A 16,390-nucleotide genomic window follows, 5' to 3' on the forward strand; every position below is an offset into this window, starting at 1 on the left:
TTAATAGGCATTCCATTACACCATTCTAGATTTGCAACCGCTGCAGGGGTATTTTTGAAATTATTGGCATTGATTCCCGTGAAATTTTTCAGTCCCGCTACGCTCTGATTGCCCGTTAGCAAAACTGCATTTGCTGGTGGTTTAGATAATTCGTTATCTATCTTGTCTTTTACTCCGTCAATCTTAATATCTACCTCGTCATTAATATAACCTGCTAAAATGCTTAAGTTGTCTTGCAAAGTCAATGCGGATTTTGTAATATCGTAAAGGATTTGATTATATTGCCCCATTTTAATCCACTTGCCATCTCTATTTGTAGGGCGTTGATAGGGTTCAGTATAGCCACTTTTCCAGCTCAATTCATCGCTGCCTTCTGGTGTTTCTTGTGGAACTGCACCCCTTATCCCAATATCTGCAAAAGGTGCAGAATAAGGAAGTGGAATTAAGCCTTGAATTGGCGTAACGATAGGGCTATCTTTAAACGCGACAAAAATATCATTATCCACAACTTGCAGGAATTGTGCATTAAGGTGAAATCTTTGAATTGTTAAATTCGCACTTGTGCCATTAAATGCTTTTTGGTAGAAGTCATTTAGCCAATCTTGTGTGAAAACATATTCTCCAACTTGATAAGAAATATTTTTTGGGTTGCCATCAGATTCAGGAAGCGCAGCATTAAAATCAGGGTTTGGCTCTGTGATTGTTTTCTCTACCAAAGCCATAACCTCAACAACATTTTGTTGTGTCTCATTATCTAAATAGGTAAATCTGAATTTATCGACATTTAAATCAAAGTTTTTAAAACGAATTGTTACATCAGATAAAACAGAAAAAATCAAAGATTCGGGAATATCATCTTTGTTTATAATCTGTAATTGTGGTTCTTGCACATCATCAGCCATTTAGCACTTCCTTTCTCTAGTTTGTTTTTCTTTCTGAATAGCCAGAATAAAATTCCTCTGGTTTAGTATTTTTAATCTCTTTGGCAAAACAAGTATATTTGAATGTGTATTTTAAAGTTGTGCCACAATTAGGGCATTTTCTATCAATTGTAGTAACGCTGCTTTCTTTAAGTTGATTTTGATTTTCAACAAAATTAGAGAGCTTTATTGCATTAAGGCTTTTACAATTTGGGCAAATATCATAATAAAACAAATCTTTCATAAATTGAATTATAGCATTTTTCGCTAAAATTGCTTACAATTTTACAAAAAAAGGATTAAAAATGTTTCCAAACCCATATTTTAAAGAATCAGAGTTTGTTTGCAAATGTGGCAAATGCCAAAAACCCGCTAATGTTCCGGGAGATAAACTTTTAAATGCTTTAATTGAAATAAGAGAGCTTTATCAAAGCCCCGTCGTAATCAATAGTGGCTATCGTTGCGAGGAGCATAATAAAAAAGTTGGCGGCGCGGCAAAATCTCAACATTCAACATTTGGAATCAAAACGGGCGGTGCGGCAGATTTTGTAGTAAAGGGCGTTAAAACAGAGGAAGTTTTTCAGCAAGTAATGAGAATGTTTAAAGATAAAGGCTTTGGCATTGCGATTAAAAGAAACAAAGCAAATCCTTATGCAGGTTTTGTGCATTTAGACACTAGAGGAGTTTTTGCTACTTGGGAATATCCATAATCATCGCCAAAGCCACCTTACTAATAAGCGGATTCTTATTAGCATTTTTATTTTACACTATAAACCATAACCAAACTGGTTCAAGCTTTGGCAAGGGCAAAGGTTACTAGAATGGAATCTCATCCTCCGAAACATCAGTTTTAGGATAGTTATGGTTTTTCTTATAATCCTTATCGCTTTGTGCTTCTTTTTTGCTACTAGCGGTAGAGGAGTTATTAATTCTCTCTACCTTTTCTGCAACAATTTCAAGCCTAACAACTTCCTCTCCGTCATCTTTTGTAAATCTATTTTCTGTTAGCTTACCAATCACGAAAACCTTATCTTTGTCTTTTAGTTGTGGCGTGTATTCACTTTTGAAAACAACGCAGGGAATATAGAATCCCTCTTTTTTCAATGAGTCATAAATTGATAGAGAAAATCTATATACTTTTTCATACTCTTTTAAAAAACTAATCTTGCCTATATTTAAAATTTTATTCATCCTATATCCTTTTAAAATGGCGAGTCATCTTGTTGCCACACTGGAGCGTTGCCGTCCATATCGTATTCTATATTAATAGGCTCTGCTTGGCTTGGCTTGTCGTTTGTCGCTGTGTTTTCTTTTTTTTTCTTTATAATCGTTTTCATAAACTTCTGTCAAATCTCTTGCCATTGTTAGCATTTTGCTTTTTACAATTTCACGCTGTTGCGGGTTTAAATCGTTCTCTATCATTGGTAGGCATTTTTTCATTAGCTCAACAGCACCGTATGGAACATCTTTTAGGTTTGACTGCGCTTGTGTGCTTATTTTGCTCTCAAGCTCTTTTATCTTGTCGTCTTTTTGTTTGATTTCCATTTCTCTAAGCCCTGATAGCTCTTTAACTTTATTTTCAAGTTCTTTGTCTTTTTCTGCTACAAGCTTTAACCATTGATTTTTTAATTTCTCATTCGCTTCTGCTTTAATTTTTTCTCTCATCTCCTCTACATTCACATTGCCTTGTGTTGATTTTAGGGTTTCTATCTCCGCCTTTTGTTGTTTAAATACTTTACGCGCTGTTTCAAGCTTTGCTTCAAGTTCTGCGATTTTTTCACTATCTACATTTTCTGTATTTTGCGGTTGTGATTCTAGCCTCTTTGTTAGCTCCTCGTTTTCATTTGCCAATCTTGTCGCTGTATTTTCTAATAAAGTATAGGCTGCTTGAAGCTCTTGATATTTTTCATTGCTTACAGAATCGCTTGTGCTTTCTTTATTTTCTAGCTCTTTTTTCAAGCTCTCATTCTCTGCTTTTAAAAATTCAATCTCTGCATTATTATCTTGATTGTCTTTTGCTTCTGCCATTTCTTTAAACTTAGCAGCCAACGATTCATACTCTTTTACAAGTTTATCCAATGTATCCCTAAGTTTGTCATTTTCCTTTTGCAATTCTGAATCGGAAACTTTTGTTTGTTGCGTGTATTCCAAACTGCCCTCATCGCTAAAGCTAATCAAGCCCTCTTTATTCATTCTCAAAAGTGTGCCTAAATCTTTTTCTGTAAAACTCATTGTAACCATGTTTTCCCTTTAATTTAAGTTCTGCTCTTTACTAAGAAACATTCCAAGCCTAACGCCTAATCCCTAAACTAAAGGAAATAAAAAAAGGATTAGGCTTAGAATATCTCTTAGCCTTTTTATGATGTAATTATAATCATAAATAGCTTAAAGAATCATTAATTATATTTGCGGTGGTTCAATATTGTTATTTCTGTTCTCTTTTTTATCGTGGTCGCTTGGCGTGAAAACATCGTCGCATTCATAATAAAATAAAGATTTAGAAACGCAATCACTATTGTTCGCCTCCTTAAACTCTGGTGCTTCCTTTTGCTCTGTCTTTGCTTCAACTTCTTTATTTGCATTTGCCTTGAGTCTCTCAAGCTCTGCTTCAAGTTCTTTGATTCTTTGTGCTTGACTTAAATTGGTCTTTTCTAGCGTTTCTAGTTTGCTTTTTTTCTCTTTTCTTGCTTCCTCTTTTGCAATTATTGCTTCTAACCTTTCCTTATCTACCTCAAATGGAGAAGCTTCTAATATTTTTTTGATTTCCTCTTTATAGAATTTTGTAAATTTGATTCTATTCATTTGCAGATATTTAAGCGTATCAAGCAATCTTTCTACATCTAGAAAAAACATTTTTTTTACGAATCTCTTGCCTTTATCGTCCGCCAAATTAAAATATTTAGCAGGAATAATAATTCCTAATTCTTGCGCAGCATTGATATAGCTTGACAATTGGCGTTTTGAAATTCCAATTGCATTCGCAAGAGCTTCGCTTTTATCAATAAAAACAAAACCATTAAGATTTGTTTTTAAAGCACTATAAATAACTTGTGAAAAAAACATTTGCGCAGCCGCACCAATACCAATGCAGCAATTATAGACTACTAGATTAGATTCTTTATCAACAAAACTTCTTAAGTTCTCTAAAGATTTAAAATCTGCTTTAATCATTTTATTTTCAGTGGCTAATGAACATAAAACCTCTAAAGATTCTTTGTGTTTATTTTTTAAGGCATCATCTTTATATAAATTAAAATCTTTTTGCGCTTTTCTTGCTTTATCTATACGGCTATAAAAAACATTATAGTTTGTAGGGGCTTTATAATCTAAAGCTTGTTTGTAGCGTCTATCTGTTTCTAATAAGTTTGCTAGTTCTAAATAATCCTGTGAAGTTCTTAGAAGTTCTTTCATTGGTTAAAACCCCTTTCTATAAATGATAACACAAGACATCCCAAAAAGTTATCAAATTTTAAAACAAAAGGGGTCTTGTGCAGCGACGAAATTATACAAAAAAAAACTTAAATTTTTCTTTAAATATTAGCCAATTCAAAATTAATCTAAATCATTGCCAAAATCACATTGCAAATCTAAGCTATAATCTATATATGCCTTATAAACGCGCAGAAACCTATCAAAAATCAAAAACAGCACAAAAAACAATGAAACACTAAGGCTAATAATTTTGATAGCCTTAAATCTTATCATTTTCTACACAAACGCATTTAACTAAGTTCTAGAACCTAAAAACAATATCAAAGCCCTAATGTTATAACTTTTTCTTATAATTCATTAAATCAAAATTAAAATCACAAAGGAAATCAAGAATCAATCTAGGATTCAAAACATTAACTTAAACAATTCTTGCTTAAGTTTCATTTAATTCTAAAAAAACAAACGCCTAAAATACGAGCTTTGCTTTGTTTGAAAATGGAAATTCTTTCTAAAGTCCCAAATCAAATTTCCTAAAAATTTCCAAAACGCTTAAGTCTTGTGCCTTGCTTCTCAATGCAAACCTTGCGCAAAAGTTGAAAAACCGACTTGCCAAAGAAAACTGCACTTGCGGTTTTTGCTGTTGCATTTTTTTCCACCCAAGAGTCAAATATACCTAGCGACTACCAACGAATGAGATTATATCTTGCATTTATTTCCTATATTAAGTCTAATATAGGAAATTTTTGCAATGACTATGTTTTTTAAAGATTTTTGCATTAGTTGCTCTTTTGATTTTGGACGCCTTTACATTTAGAATTGGCAGACAAAAAAGAGAGAAGTTTTTTAAAAGAAAAGAGCCTTGTTTAGAATTGAAAGATTACAAAGTTGAATCGTAAGAATTGAATATGCTATGCAAAGATAAATTAGGCATTGAATGTTCAATTGTTTGATTTGGAATTAGAAGCAGAAATTGGAAATATTTGCGAAATTTCCAAAATTTTAGAGAACTCAAAAACGCGAAAAAAAGAAAAAATTTCCATTTTTGAAAGCTAGAAAGCGCCTAAAATAGGCATTTAATTTTAAAGGCTAAACATTTCTTTAAGATTTTAAATTAAAACAGAAAAGCAAGTTTTGATTAATTTAGCTCTTAAAAAGATTGTCTAATCCTGAAGCCCAACTATTAAATTTTCCTATTGTGTCGGGAGAGGTTGTGAGCCTTGTTCCGCTATGTGTATCTCCTTGTGTTTTTCCGCTCGCCAAAGATTCTAGCAAAGAAGCAAGTTTTTTTAGCTCTGCTTTTAGCGTTGTGTTCTCGCTTTGAATGGTTAGAAGCTTTGCCTTAAGAGTCCCTATCTCATCATTGCCAAAAGTCAAAGCGCAATTGCCTTTTTGATTGACAAGCGTAAAATTTATTGAATCGTTATCCAAAGTTTGAAACATTGAAACTGGAAAAAAAATAGCGTCGTTGATGTTTTTAAATCTCTTTGTTGCTACTATGGAATCTTTGCCGCTGTTCTTATAGTTTGTAATATCTTTATCTGCGACGATAACCAAGCCAATATCATTTACTTTAAGCTTGTATTGTATTCTCCAATTTCCACTAAATGGAAATGCAATTAAGGCATTGTTTATAACAACCTCTTTGTCCTCTTTGTTGCTCTTAATTATTGGCTGTATGTGAAGCTTGTTTCCTGCAATGCTAACAATCTTTGCAAGATATGAAGTATAAGAATTTCTAATATTTGATTCTATGAGTTTTTGAATCGCTAAGCCTAAATCGTTCTGTTCCTCTATGTCAATGTTTGTTTTATAGATTGGCATTCAATATCCTTAACTTGTTTAAAACCTCTTGTGAAGTCTTAATAAAATTAAGAGGCATAAGGCATTAAGCCTTACGCGCAAATTTAAAAGTAAAGGGCATAGGTTGGAATTTTTGGCTGCCTAAAGAGTAGCCCGGTCTGCCACTCATCATAACCCCATCTGTATAAGTTTCTACCTTGCCTGTCGCCCCGTGTTCAACAATCACAGAAACGCTAGGCACATAACCTAATCTATTCCCGCTTCTTTGTTGGTTGTTGATAATGCCTTGCAAAATTTTTGCAGAATCAGAACCACCGCTTAGGGTTAGAGTTGCTTCTACGGGAGCATTAATCCCCCAATGGTTAAATACGCCGTCTGGTGTAACTTCTCCATCTGCAGTTTGAAGCTCTGCTACTGCCCACATATCACTATCTGGGTCAAAGTTTTCAACTTCAAGAGGAGCGTAACCCTCAATTGCAATGGTAATGGTTGCATTGTTAGTTGATAAAATAGCCATTTTTTGCCTCCTTAAGCACCTAAAATATAAATATTAACAATGATTTTCTTAGCCGGTGTATTTGCGACATAAGCTTCAATAATGTTCATTGTTTTATTCACCAAGTCAAAATTCGTAACTGCATAGAAATACCCATTATTTTCAATATCTCTAATGAGTTCGTCCAAATCATCCACATAATCCACAAATGTGCCTTTTATCATCTGTATCTCTGTGGTAGTTAGTGTAGCACCACGACAAATAATATTTGCCTTAACCGCTTTAGAAAATACATCATCAAGATAAGCTCTAACAACACCTTGCGTTTGACGCCCTCTAACTGCAATCATCTTTTGTGATTTAAACATATTAAACAGCGCGATTTGTTGATTCATTTTAATAAATGAGTTTGCACAATAGATATTAATGCTGTTTGTCTTAGAACCCATACAAGTGCCGTCCATATAAATGGTGTCATCTTGTCCCAAGATTCCAAACTTACAAGGCGCATTTGCTTTGTTTTCTGTTAGGATTTGGTATTGTTGCGTTTCCGTCAAAGCGTTGCCGCTAAAGAGCGTTGCGTCGTTAAATGCAATGTTATAGTTGCCGCTAGGATTGTTTAACTCCATCGCAGAAATATAACCACACACTAAACCTTGTTGATATGGCATTGTCTGATAATCAATCACTAATCCATTATACCCGTGAAATTCTTTTAAGAATCCTTTTGTTGAAACGATTGCTGCGTTATTCCACGAATAAACACCTAAGAACCTATCGTTACTTGTGTGTAAAAACTTACCGAACTCGTGGAGTTGCTCTTTAACATTGTCAAACGCAAAGGTTGTTGTTAGCACATAATAGTTACCATTGTTGCCCTCAATATCTGCTAAAACATCGCTAATGTTTTCTAGTCCATTGTAGCCTTGCTCTGAAGTTGCTCCTTCCTCTTGGGTTAATCCAAGCATATTATAAATATTTGCAACTTGGCTCTCGTCTAGCGTAATACTAACTTTAACTTCTCTTGGGGCTGCCCCTGCATTGTCGCTATCTGGGTCATTAATTACAAGCTCAACATCTGTTGCGCCTTGCTTTAATAATGTTGTAATCTCATCATTTGTGATTGTAAGCTTATTTCCAATAAGCGTTAAAGGAATGTATTGCTCAATCGCGTTCGCGTCATTATATGTGATTTTGAATGTTACATCGTTAGGTAATCCTACAAAATTAAATGTATAAGACTCATCATATTTCAAAATCAAAGGATTATCAAAGCTATTAATATCATTGATAGATTCTGTAACTTCATTGATTTGCTTTGATAGAGGTTGCGCAAAGCTAATGCTAGTTCCATCACCTTGCGTTCCTGCAACAATTGTAAAACCTTGCGTTACGGGATTGTAAATTACGGAGGTTTCGCTAAAGAGTTTTTCTTGTTCTGCTGATAGTCCTATTCCTGCTTCTCTAACTGCGGCTTGCAAAACTTCTGCCGCTTCAGAGAAAGAAGTAATCGAATTAAACTCAACTTCAACTCTAGCAGTAACACCATTAATGCTTAATTCAAATCCACCACTTAAATTTTGAATATCCTCAAGTAATGCTATTTTAGCTCCATTTAAAAAGGGCGCAACATCATCTTTGCTCCAATTGTAGATATAAAGAGTATCTGCTCTTGTTGCACTTTTTGAAATCACGCCAAAATAAACAGAAGCAAAGCCATAGACTTCAGAATCTAAGCCATAAACAGAAATAACATCGCTAAGCGTATGTGCTTCTTGAAATTTTGGTTGGGGATTGTTTTTATCATATTTTGCAATCGCAAGAGTGTTAAGCTTACCAATCGCAAAAGTATCTTTTACTGAAGTAGAAGTAATATCAACTATTAAATCTAATGGTAAAGACATTCTAGCCATTTTCTATTCCTTTTATAATATTAAAGTTTCCAATAGTAGCTTTATCTACTACACCGACAGCTTCGGAGATTTCAACCTTTGTGATGATTGAAAAATCAAAACTCGCTCTTTGAACGAGCTTGTTTTCTATCATCTCATTGCTAAATCTTATTACAGAATAAGCGGGTAAAATCTCACTTTCCAAGTCTCTAAGATATTCCAGCACTTCATAGCTATTAAGCCATTGCCTAATTTTTAATGCTTCTTTCTCGCACTCAATAAAGAGAATATTTTGTGCATTCTTTTTATAGACATCTATTTGATAATCAGATTGCACAAAGCTATATTCGCTTACTCTAGAGTAGTGTTCTAAACCTTGCAAAAACTCTTTCTTATCCAAATCTTTAAAGCTTCTAATGTTGGAGCTTACGGGTTTGGATTGTAAAAAGTTCAAGATAATAACACCTTTATTGAAATTAGCACTAATTCCGCCACCACCAATTACAACTTCATAATTTGTGATTAAGTCTTGATTGTCTTTAGGCTTTAAGAGTTGATAGAGATTTTCACTGCTAAACATCATTTAAACCTTTTTCAAAATCATTATAGGTGCAATAAAGAACAGCAAGGATTTTAATCCAACCATTACCGCTATAATCCATTTTTTGATAAACTTTGTAAATGTTGTTTTTCCACGATATAAAACATTGCTCGTTAGAGATAAAGTTAAGAACCTCTACCAAATCTCCCAAAAGATAAAATTTGTAAGTAGAATCTACTCCCAAAACACCCTCTGCAAGTTCTTTTAGTTCCTGCTCTTTCGCGGGTTGTATTTGTGCAACCAATTTCAATCTTACAATGTTTCTAATTGCAAAACCGCTTTCATTTTTAAAGTTTTCCTCTTTTAGCAACTCTACTTCCTGATTCGGAATAAGCGTTTGGACACTAGATAATGCAGTAAGTAAAACATTCATTGATTAACCTTAAAATCTATTGCTCTGCGCAAAAGACCCGTATCAATCAAAGGATTTTCAGAACCTTTTTGCTTGATTGTGCTTTTTGCATTTGGTGGTGTGCTTAGCTTTGTAATACTCGCTTTAACATCATTACTCGCTATAGTCCCCACCTTTCCAACAGCATTCAAATCTTTTGCTTTTATTAGTCTTTTATAGGTTTCCACCCACTTTTTGCTGTTCTCTTTTATTGCATTCCTAAAGAATGGACGCGGTGGAATATTGTAAGTGCCAAACTCTTGAAACTTTGCATTTTGCGCAATATTCAATCCATTCGGATATTTACCTCCTAAAATTCCAATTTCTAGGCTGCCTTGCTTGTTTTTTGTTAGCAATTTAGCCTTTAAATTTGGAATATCAAACTTTGGAATAATTGCCTTAATTCGCATAGTAAAGCCCACTTCTGCGATTAAGCCACGCTAAAAACTCTAAGCCATATTTGGTAAGTCCCAAGAAGTAAGTAAATTCATTGCTTCCATAAGGTTGCGTTTGAAAACTTACGCTCACATCGCCTACACTGCTACTCGCTACAACTCCATCGGAGCGTGTAATCCCTACGCTATTCCCCAAACCATTAATTACGCCATAATGCGCAGTTAAAACCAATAATGGATAAGCTTCACAATCGCTTTTTGGCTGTGCAAACTCTTGATAAATGCACTTAACCTTTTTAAGCACAGCCTCCCAATTATTAATCTCATCTTGTGTTTGCATTGTAGGTGCAAGTTCTGGAAACATTTTACATAGAGCCTCAAGCTCTTTGGGAATTTCCATTTCTACAACGACAACAAGCGTTTCTACTTGCTTAACCCTTGTTGCAGGGATTAAAGGCGTCATAGGAATGCTTACCGCAGAATCATTTACATTTGGTGGCTCTTGCGTATTGTCCTTATCGTCTGTATCGTTAGGGTTTTTTTCTGTGCCATTAACGATAAGTTCCGTAAGCATAATACCTGCGTTTGCGTCCTCTTTATCCTTGCTCAAAACAATGCTTTTGATTTCTGAATCTATGGTGTAAAAATCAATCTTACAACCCGCTAAATCCTCATTGTTTAAGAACAGGGTTTCAAGGTCGTTAAGTTCCCAAATGGAATTATCCGCATTCTCTGTTTTTGTAAAGCTTTTAATTTCTGAATCGTCAAGTGCATTCAACAAAACTCTTTCAATTCCTAAATCGTTTGCAATATCAAAAACAAAGGTGCTATACCCACCTGCCTTTATCATATTAGGCAAAGAGTCTAGCGCGTCTAGTGTTGCAATGGTTACATTAAAAGTTTCTAGCGGTGCTTCAGGTTCGGGTTCTTGTTGCTTAAGATTTCCAATGATTTGGAATTTATAAGTTCCACCCTTACTAGCGTTTATGGCAAAATTAATCCTATTTCCTGCATTGAAATTTTCAATGATATTAACACAACCGCAATTATGTTTAATAGAAATCTCGCAATCCTTTACAAGCCATACATCAAAATAAGCCGGAATCCCAACTTTTGCATTAATGCTTTTTGGCTGCAAAGAAAACAAGGGGTCTTGAATAGGATTATTAAGCATTTTAGCCCTCTCTTTTAATGTCTTTTGTCTTAGAGTTTTGTTTTTCTAACTGCTCTTTGACGACATCTTTTGCGATATTGTCGCTATCCTCTTTTTTTGCTTTGGAATTGGTGATTTCAATATACCTGTCTTTTACCATAGAATTAAACAAATCCTTTTTTTTAAGCTCTGCTAATTCATTGTCGCTTACTTCATTTAAGAGACAATAGCCCCTTAAAGAAATATTGCCCTTTGGAGTTGTGAAGTCAATCCCACCATTTGTTTTTAAAATAACTAAAGGCATTTTAAACTCCTGTGTATCTAACGATAAAAGAGTTTTTGAGCACTACTGCTCCAATAGTTCCTGCACTAACCGCTTGGGAGTAGCCGTAATCTGTTTGCACAACATTGCCCATATAAGCGATTTCAGAATAACCCAAAAGCGTAGATTCTGGAATCCCCCCCGCATTGCTTTCTCCAATTAAATACATAACATTTGCGTTTGCATTTGCATTGTCTAGCTCTGCACTAGAAACAAAGTATAGACCTGGATAAGCTTCCTCTAACGCTTTAGATAAAGAAATTCCTAGTTGTGTAAATTTGGATTTCAAGACTGCATAAGCAGAGGCAGAAATAACACATCTAATTTTAGAGTCTCCATTGATATTGTTCCCCGTTCTGCTTGTAAGTTTTGCAATCGCTTCTGCAAAGATTTGCAAAACTTCCTCCCAAGTTGCAGCTGCAAAAGTTTTAGGCGCAGCCTTATAGTTTTCTAAAGACGGGTTATTTAATAGTCCATAGCAAACATAAGTGTTTGACGAATTATCAATGTAACCTTCAAATGCAACACGATTTAATTCAATCGCGATTGCTTCAGTCGCCGCAGATTGCACAACTCCCACATAATCAATATTTGCGGCATTGTATTGCTCAGATTCAGTTTTCCCTACAAAATATTTTGCAGTGAATCGGTAATGATTGAATTGATTAAATTGTGCATTCAATCCGCTTAGCAATGGATTCCCTTTATCAGAATAAGGTGTTACTTGCCCTGTTCTCTCAACAAAAGGAATGAAAGCCGCTTCTTGTTCCCAATTAAGGAATTTTTTGCTGCCTCCTAAAGCTCTATCTCCGCTTCTTTCTTTTGTGATAGCTTCAACTGCTTCTCTAGTAATAAATGCTAATGCCCCTGCTGGGATTGTTGCATTATTAGGTGTAAGAGTAGGGAGCGCGTCTCTAAACTTAAACAAGCCCTTTTCTTGCAATGATTTTAGTTCTGAATTTGTGATTTTATTCATTTTGTATTCCTTTTAAAGTTTTGCGGTGCTAATTTCAATAACGCCTTTTGCTGCTGTTGCATTTCCAACTACAACATACCAACCACTAGCGTTTGCACCTGCTGCGTCTGCAAAAGTAACTTCACCCGTTGTTGTATCTACTTCAACGCTTTGCCCTCTTTTTGCAACTTTTTCAGTCTCAATATAAACATTTCCCGCATTACAAATAGTAATAGGCATTCCTTTAGGCACAGCAGCAGAAACGCCGTTACCATAAAAAGCCCTATCTTTGATACAAATACCTAAGATGTTTCCACCATTTGCGCCTACTGCTTCAAATTCTTTTGCGTTTGCGTCTGTGCTAGAAAAAACAAATCCGCCGAATTTAACATTATCATCAGAAGCCAACCCTGCAAAAGTATTATAATAGCTATGAATTGCCTTGCTAGGTTCTCCCGCTACACCTAGTGCTTGTGTTGCTCTTACTTCATCTTGAAACATATTTGCTCCTTATTTAAATTTTGAAAGATTCAATGTTGTTGTTGAATTTTTTGAATCTTGCACTTTTGCTTGAGCTCTTGAAACCACAATGCTAAATGCAGTTTCTGCGTCTAAGCCTTTGCTAACTTTAGAGCCTGTTAAGCTCTCATAGCCAACATTGTAAATTTCTGAAACACTCATTTTTGAATAATCAAATGGAGCGTTAATGCTGTCTTGCACTTTTTGATACGCAGCCTCTTTGGCTCTATGCGCTTTAATCGCGCTATCTTGCGCTTTAACAACTGCTTCAGAAACTGCTTCTGCGACTTCCTCTAAAATCTCTTTTTTGAGTTCCTCAACATTCACATTTGCCTCTGTGCTTTCACTAGCAGCTTCTGTTTTATTGCTTACTTCCTCGTCATCATCGCTTACTTCCTCGTCATCATCGCTTACTTCCTCGTCGTTCTCTTTAGCTTCGCTAGGATTGTAAGCTAGTTTTTCTGCAAGTTTTGCAATGGTTTCAATTTTTTCATTTTCTCCACCGCTAAACTCAGAATCAGATTTAGCAGCAATTGCCATAATCTCACGAATTACTTCTCTTTTGTCCTCGTCTTGTGTTTTGCACTCATCGTCGGAATCTTGAATTTCTGGATTTTCATCAAAAACCTTAGAAAGTGCATTAAACAATTTGTCTTTAAACTTCATTTTTATCCCTTTGTCTTGAATTTTTAAATCTTTCCCGCTCCTACCCTCTTTAACAACTGCTAGATGATTAAAAGTTTTAATGTTTTGCTTATATTCATAATCAACGCCTTTAAAACTCCCTTTTTCCGCTATTGCTTCCGCAATGTAAGCAGGGCTTAATTCCACCACTTCGTTATTTTCTATTTTTTGGATAAGGATAGGGTTGTAAATAAAGAGGTCTGCAATTAAATATAAATTCTCATCGTCTGTGCTAATCACACTGCCTATCGCGCCGTCTGCTGTGTTTGATTCTTCGCCAACCCAATAGTGTTCATCTTTGATAGGTTTATTTGCAAAGGAATCTTTTATTTCCTTAAGCATATCCCAATCACGATAAACTTTAACAATCTTGTTAGCTTCAGAATCTTTACAATTTGGATTAACTTCTTTCAAGAGATAGTCAAAAACGCCCGCTTTGGCAATAGGATTGTTCCTAATAATCAAAAAGCCGTTTTCGTCTTTTTCTCTTTTTGAATTTGTAGAATCATTTATTTTAATTGTAAGCATAATGCACCCCTTTGTAAGGAGTATTATATCATTTTTAAATTTTATTTAGTCCCTATAATGAAATATCTAATTACATTCTCAAATATAAAACACTTTGGCTTTAGCTTTGTTGTTGCGTTTCCGAATAAATCATACATTGTTGCTCTCCAAAAACCTAAGCAATCGTCTTTCTTTGACAATATCAACAAGTGCTTTGTTTTTAATTTCTTTTCTAGAGCTTACATCTCTTAAAACAACTTCCAATGCTTTAATGTTTCTAATGCAAGACTTGGTCCTGTCTTCTCTATATTGAAGCATTGAGATTATGTATTCTTTTGGATAAGATTTAAAAGTCATCTTACAATTCCTCCAATATAAAAGCGCACAACATAGAAAGCTCTTTGATTAGCCATAAGTTAGGCTCAAATTTTAATGTTTCGCTAAGCGAAATAACACCTGCAATAATAATATTAAGTCTTGCAACAAATTCATCTTTTGTGTATTTCGAGATGTTTTCTTTAGCTTCCCTAAATCTCTCAATAACATACCTGCAAGAATCATCATTTACATCAAACTCATCGCTCTCTAAAACCAATGAAAGGGCGTTCAAAATTTTATTTTCTCTGTTTTCCATTTCTCTATCCTTTGTTTTAATTTATGATGTAATCATAATCATAAACAGCTTAAAATATTTTTAATCCAAGCCGTTTATTTTGATTATTACTTTTTCTGTGTTTTTCGCCTTGCTTTTATTTTTTAAGCAAACAATCTTAAAGATTTGGCTATCGTTTTTAAATGCAATTCCTTGTAGCCCGTCAAGAGTGGATTTAATCATATTGTCTAAATCCCTATTGACATTATTAACGAAGAAGTCTATGCTTACTTGGATTTTACCAGACATAAAAGATATTTTTTGTTTGGCAACTGCAGACAAAGCAATAAATCCTAATGCTCTTTGATAATATTCTGTTTCTTTGGTCTTTACAACTCTATCTAAAGTCCTTACATAGGTTGAATTAACGCTCGGAATGCTTTGAGTTTCAAACTCAATTATTAGCTCTTTTCCCATATTGCCCCCTTTATTGATAATACACCCAATTTGGCAAAGTTAAAGTTTTGATTTTAGAATAATCTTGTGTATCAATATAGAGATTATTTTTAAACTTATAAAGATTTTTATAAATCTCAATCGCTTCTTTTACCTTATCTAACCCGAAATCTAGGCTTACACTATCTAAAGTATAAACACCAACCATATAAGGTTCTACAAGCTCCAATACAACAAAGACGAATCTTTGAATTTCTGTAACTGCAATATAATGCGCAGCTTGTATGTGATAGCCATAATTTGCACAACTTTTTATAAAAGAGCTTGGACTTGCTCCACCTTGTGTTGAAGTTGTTTTAAAGTCTATAATTAGATTTTCATTAACTGCGTCGGTTTTGCATTTAAGCATAACATCTTGATATTCTTTTATGAAACTCATTTCAAATTTGCAATTATTAAACAAGCTGTAAGCCTCTGTTTTCTTAAGCGCAGAGATTGCATTTTCTATATTTATAGCGTCATCTTTAGATATGGGCGTTAATCCCAACTCTCTAATCGCTTTAACTGCTTCTGTGCTTCCTTTGCCTTTTTCATAGATTGTAAAATCTTTATCTATGGTGTTAGGCTCTAATAGTATAGCGTGTGCATAAGAGCCAATATCTAAACTCGCTCTATTGCTTAGTTTTTTGTTTATCTTATAGCCATAAGGATTTTCCAAAATCCTCCTTACATCTGTGCTTCTTAAGCCGTCAAGTGCATCATACTCTTTGTTTGTTAGCTTCACCATTGCACAGCCTTAATTTTTAATTATGGGAGTTTTCAAGAATAAATCCAAATATTCACCATAAAATCCTCTTGGAATATCCAACTCATAAACACAAGCAATATCAAATTCATCTTGGTATTCTTTATCTGCTGCTTCAAAAGAAGCTATTAATAATATTCCTGTTTGTGCTTCATTCTCTATAATGCTTACTTCAGAAAGAAAATCTGCGACTTCGCAAAGGTTGAAATATTCGCGTTCATCTATAACGAAGCCGTTATCTTTGTAGCTCTCAAGCTCTACTTCAAGTTTTATTCTTTTTGCAGAAAAATTATCAAGCTTAAACATCTTGATAAGACGAAATGCTAATTTTGCGCGTCTTGTTTTATTTTTGCTTGAAGTAGCTCTTAACTCCTCTTGTAGCGATAAGATTTTATCTAGGTTGTAGATTTTTTTGAAACTCATCTTGAATCCTTTTGTTTTAATTTATGATGTAATTATAATCATAAATA

At 34.4% G+C, this 16,390-nt stretch carries 23 protein-coding genes; 2 read left to right on the forward strand and 21 right to left on the reverse strand.

Translation table 11 applies throughout. From position 1 onward, the window contains the following. On the reverse strand, positions 1–902 hold a 902-nt coding region (locus LS69_RS07770), incomplete at its 3' end, for a hypothetical protein (protein ID WP_138123808.1). A 323-nt stretch (positions 903–1,225) separates the two neighbouring features. On the opposite strand from LS69_RS07770, the gene LS69_RS07775 reads away from it, so the two are divergent. Then, positions 1,226–1,630, forward strand: coding sequence for a D-Ala-D-Ala carboxypeptidase family metallohydrolase (locus LS69_RS07775; RefSeq protein WP_138123810.1), 405 nt, complete (start codon positions 1,226–1,228; stop codon positions 1,628–1,630). A 106-nt stretch (positions 1,631–1,736) separates the two neighbouring features. Here LS69_RS07775 and LS69_RS07780 read toward each other — a convergent pair whose 3' ends face one another. The 3 genes from LS69_RS07780 to LS69_RS07790 all read right to left on the reverse strand — a co-directional run bounded on the left by LS69_RS07780 (position 1,737) and on the right by LS69_RS07790 (position 4,331). Beyond that, positions 1,737–2,111 (reverse strand): single-stranded DNA-binding protein, encoded by a 375-nt coding sequence (locus tag LS69_RS07780; RefSeq protein ID WP_138123812.1) that lies wholly within the window; start codon positions 2,109–2,111, stop codon positions 1,737–1,739. Positions 2,112–2,183: 72 nt separating this feature from the next. Further along, on the reverse strand, positions 2,184–3,161 hold the full coding sequence (locus LS69_RS07785; RefSeq protein ID WP_238699264.1) for a hypothetical protein: 978 nt from the start codon (positions 3,159–3,161) through the stop codon (positions 2,184–2,186). 159 nt (positions 3,162–3,320) lie between these two features. Continuing rightward, a complete protein-coding gene (locus tag LS69_RS07790; protein ID WP_138123816.1) occupies positions 3,321–4,331 on the reverse strand; it encodes a hypothetical protein in 1,011 nt (336 codons plus the stop codon). A 77-nt stretch (positions 4,332–4,408) separates the two neighbouring features. Here LS69_RS07790 and LS69_RS07795 point away from each other — a divergent pair, with 77 nt between their 5' ends. Further along, positions 4,409–4,591, forward strand: coding sequence for a hypothetical protein (locus LS69_RS07795; RefSeq protein WP_138123818.1), 183 nt, complete (start codon positions 4,409–4,411; stop codon positions 4,589–4,591). Positions 4,592–4,860: 269 nt separating this feature from the next. Here LS69_RS07795 and LS69_RS10500 read toward each other — a convergent pair whose 3' ends face one another. From LS69_RS10500 to LS69_RS07875, 17 genes are all read right to left on the reverse strand, one after another. Beyond that, complete coding sequence (locus LS69_RS10500) at positions 4,861–4,998, reverse strand: hypothetical protein (protein ID WP_194145468.1); 138 nt, start codon at positions 4,996–4,998, stop codon at positions 4,861–4,863. Between the two features lie 494 nt (positions 4,999–5,492). Then, positions 5,493–6,173 carry a Gp138 family membrane-puncturing spike protein gene (locus LS69_RS07800; protein WP_138123820.1) on the reverse strand — a complete coding sequence of 227 codons (681 nt, stop codon included), beginning with the start codon at positions 6,171–6,173 and terminating at the stop codon, positions 5,493–5,495. A 64-nt stretch (positions 6,174–6,237) separates the two neighbouring features. After that, positions 6,238–6,669, reverse strand: coding sequence for a hypothetical protein (locus tag LS69_RS07805; RefSeq protein WP_138123822.1), 432 nt, complete (start codon positions 6,667–6,669; stop codon positions 6,238–6,240). 11 nt (positions 6,670–6,680) lie between these two features. Continuing rightward, positions 6,681–8,561, reverse strand: coding sequence for a DUF3383 family protein (locus tag LS69_RS07810; RefSeq protein WP_138123824.1), 1,881 nt, complete (start codon positions 8,559–8,561; stop codon positions 6,681–6,683). Beyond that, positions 8,554–9,120: a hypothetical protein gene (locus LS69_RS07815; protein ID WP_138123826.1), complete on the reverse strand. Its 567-nt coding sequence runs from the start codon at positions 9,118–9,120 to the stop codon at positions 8,554–8,556. Before LS69_RS07815 ends, LS69_RS07810 begins: the two co-directional genes overlap by 8 nt. Next, positions 9,113–9,514 carry a hypothetical protein gene (locus tag LS69_RS07820; protein WP_138123828.1) on the reverse strand — a complete coding sequence of 134 codons (402 nt, stop codon included), beginning with the start codon at positions 9,512–9,514 and terminating at the stop codon, positions 9,113–9,115. Before LS69_RS07820 ends, LS69_RS07815 begins: the two co-directional genes overlap by 8 nt. Then, entirely contained in the window at positions 9,511–9,942 is a 432-nt protein-coding gene (locus LS69_RS07825; RefSeq protein WP_138123830.1) for an HK97-gp10 family putative phage morphogenesis protein, read from the reverse strand. The genes LS69_RS07820 and LS69_RS07825 overlap by 4 nt, the downstream gene beginning before the upstream one ends. Further along, positions 9,932–11,101, reverse strand: a complete 1,170-nt coding sequence (locus LS69_RS07830) for a DUF4054 domain-containing protein (RefSeq protein ID WP_138123832.1) — start codon at positions 11,099–11,101, stop codon at positions 9,932–9,934. The genes LS69_RS07825 and LS69_RS07830 overlap by 11 nt, the downstream gene beginning before the upstream one ends. A gap of 1 nt (position 11,102) precedes the next feature. Further along, positions 11,103–11,384, reverse strand: a complete 282-nt coding sequence (locus LS69_RS07835) for a hypothetical protein (protein ID WP_138123834.1) — start codon at positions 11,382–11,384, stop codon at positions 11,103–11,105. Position 11,385: 1 nt separating this feature from the next. Next, positions 11,386–12,378: a hypothetical protein gene (locus tag LS69_RS07840; RefSeq protein ID WP_138123836.1), complete on the reverse strand. Its 993-nt coding sequence runs from the start codon at positions 12,376–12,378 to the stop codon at positions 11,386–11,388. Between the two features lie 12 nt (positions 12,379–12,390). After that, positions 12,391–12,858, reverse strand: a complete 468-nt coding sequence (locus tag LS69_RS07845) for a hypothetical protein (RefSeq protein WP_138123838.1) — start codon at positions 12,856–12,858, stop codon at positions 12,391–12,393. A gap of 9 nt (positions 12,859–12,867) precedes the next feature. After that, positions 12,868–14,088 (reverse strand): DUF2213 domain-containing protein, encoded by a 1,221-nt coding sequence (locus LS69_RS07850; protein WP_138123840.1) that lies wholly within the window; start codon positions 14,086–14,088, stop codon positions 12,868–12,870. Positions 14,089–14,217: 129 nt separating this feature from the next. After that, positions 14,218–14,424 (reverse strand): hypothetical protein, encoded by a 207-nt coding sequence (locus LS69_RS07855; protein WP_138123842.1) that lies wholly within the window; start codon positions 14,422–14,424, stop codon positions 14,218–14,220. 1 nt (position 14,425) lies between these two features. Continuing rightward, positions 14,426–14,701 (reverse strand): hypothetical protein, encoded by a 276-nt coding sequence (locus LS69_RS07860; RefSeq protein WP_138123844.1) that lies wholly within the window; start codon positions 14,699–14,701, stop codon positions 14,426–14,428. Positions 14,702–14,761: 60 nt separating this feature from the next. Then, positions 14,762–15,136, reverse strand: a complete 375-nt coding sequence (locus tag LS69_RS07865; RefSeq protein WP_138123846.1) for a RusA family crossover junction endodeoxyribonuclease — start codon at positions 15,134–15,136, stop codon at positions 14,762–14,764. 10 nt (positions 15,137–15,146) lie between these two features. Next, complete coding sequence (locus LS69_RS07870) at positions 15,147–15,902, reverse strand: PD-(D/E)XK nuclease-like domain-containing protein (protein ID WP_138123848.1); 756 nt, start codon at positions 15,900–15,902, stop codon at positions 15,147–15,149. A gap of 9 nt (positions 15,903–15,911) precedes the next feature. Then, the gene (locus LS69_RS07875) at positions 15,912–16,343 is read right to left on the reverse strand and encodes a hypothetical protein (protein WP_138123850.1); all 432 of its coding nucleotides are present in this window, start codon (positions 16,341–16,343) and stop codon (positions 15,912–15,914) included. Between the last annotated feature and the right edge of the window lie 47 nt (positions 16,344–16,390).

The sequence above is a fragment of the Helicobacter sp. MIT 05-5294 genome, assembly GCF_000765675.1.
Taxonomy (GTDB): Bacteria; Campylobacterota; Campylobacteria; order Campylobacterales; family Helicobacteraceae; genus Helicobacter_D.

Excerpts from the sequence above, each read along its gene's own strand:
- LS69_RS07835 (WP_138123834.1), bottom strand. The coding sequence starts at position 11,384 with ATGCCTTTAGTTATTTTAAAAACAAATGGTGGGATTGACTTCACAACT.
- LS69_RS07875 (WP_138123850.1), bottom strand. The coding sequence starts at position 16,343 with ATGAGTTTCAAAAAAATCTACAACCTAGATAAAATCTTATCGCTACAA.
- LS69_RS07790 (WP_138123816.1), bottom strand. The coding sequence starts at position 4,331 with ATGAAAGAACTTCTAAGAACTTCACAGGATTATTTAGAACTAGCAAAC.
- LS69_RS07805 (WP_138123822.1), bottom strand. The coding sequence starts at position 6,669 with ATGGCTATTTTATCAACTAACAATGCAACCATTACCATTGCAATTGAG.
- LS69_RS07850 (WP_138123840.1), bottom strand. The coding sequence starts at position 14,088 with ATGCTTACAATTAAAATAAATGATTCTACAAATTCAAAAAGAGAAAAA.
- LS69_RS07775 (WP_138123810.1), top strand. The coding sequence starts at position 1,226 with ATGTTTCCAAACCCATATTTTAAAGAATCAGAGTTTGTTTGCAAATGT.
- LS69_RS07800 (WP_138123820.1), bottom strand. The coding sequence starts at position 6,173 with ATGCCAATCTATAAAACAAACATTGACATAGAGGAACAGAACGATTTA.
- LS69_RS07825 (WP_138123830.1), bottom strand. The coding sequence starts at position 9,942 with ATGCGAATTAAGGCAATTATTCCAAAGTTTGATATTCCAAATTTAAAG.
- LS69_RS07780 (WP_138123812.1), bottom strand. The coding sequence starts at position 2,111 with ATGAATAAAATTTTAAATATAGGCAAGATTAGTTTTTTAAAAGAGTAT.
- LS69_RS07815 (WP_138123826.1), bottom strand. The coding sequence starts at position 9,120 with ATGTTTAGCAGTGAAAATCTCTATCAACTCTTAAAGCCTAAAGACAAT.
- LS69_RS07845 (WP_138123838.1), bottom strand. The coding sequence starts at position 12,858 with ATGTTTCAAGATGAAGTAAGAGCAACACAAGCACTAGGTGTAGCGGGA.
- LS69_RS07865 (WP_138123846.1), bottom strand. The coding sequence starts at position 15,136 with ATGGGAAAAGAGCTAATAATTGAGTTTGAAACTCAAAGCATTCCGAGC.
- LS69_RS07820 (WP_138123828.1), bottom strand. The coding sequence starts at position 9,514 with ATGAATGTTTTACTTACTGCATTATCTAGTGTCCAAACGCTTATTCCG.
- LS69_RS07840 (WP_138123836.1), bottom strand. The coding sequence starts at position 12,378 with ATGAATAAAATCACAAATTCAGAACTAAAATCATTGCAAGAAAAGGGC.
- LS69_RS07855 (WP_138123842.1), bottom strand. The coding sequence starts at position 14,424 with ATGACTTTTAAATCTTATCCAAAAGAATACATAATCTCAATGCTTCAA.
- LS69_RS07860 (WP_138123844.1), bottom strand. The coding sequence starts at position 14,701 with ATGGAAAACAGAGAAAATAAAATTTTGAACGCCCTTTCATTGGTTTTA.
- LS69_RS07785 (WP_238699264.1), bottom strand. The coding sequence starts at position 3,161 with ATGGTTACAATGAGTTTTACAGAAAAAGATTTAGGCACACTTTTGAGA.
- LS69_RS07830 (WP_138123832.1), bottom strand. The coding sequence starts at position 11,101 with ATGCTTAATAATCCTATTCAAGACCCCTTGTTTTCTTTGCAGCCAAAA.
- LS69_RS10500 (WP_194145468.1), bottom strand. The coding sequence starts at position 4,998 with ATGCAACAGCAAAAACCGCAAGTGCAGTTTTCTTTGGCAAGTCGGTTT.
- LS69_RS07810 (WP_138123824.1), bottom strand. The coding sequence starts at position 8,561 with ATGGCTAGAATGTCTTTACCATTAGATTTAATAGTTGATATTACTTCT.
- LS69_RS07870 (WP_138123848.1), bottom strand. The coding sequence starts at position 15,902 with ATGGTGAAGCTAACAAACAAAGAGTATGATGCACTTGACGGCTTAAGA.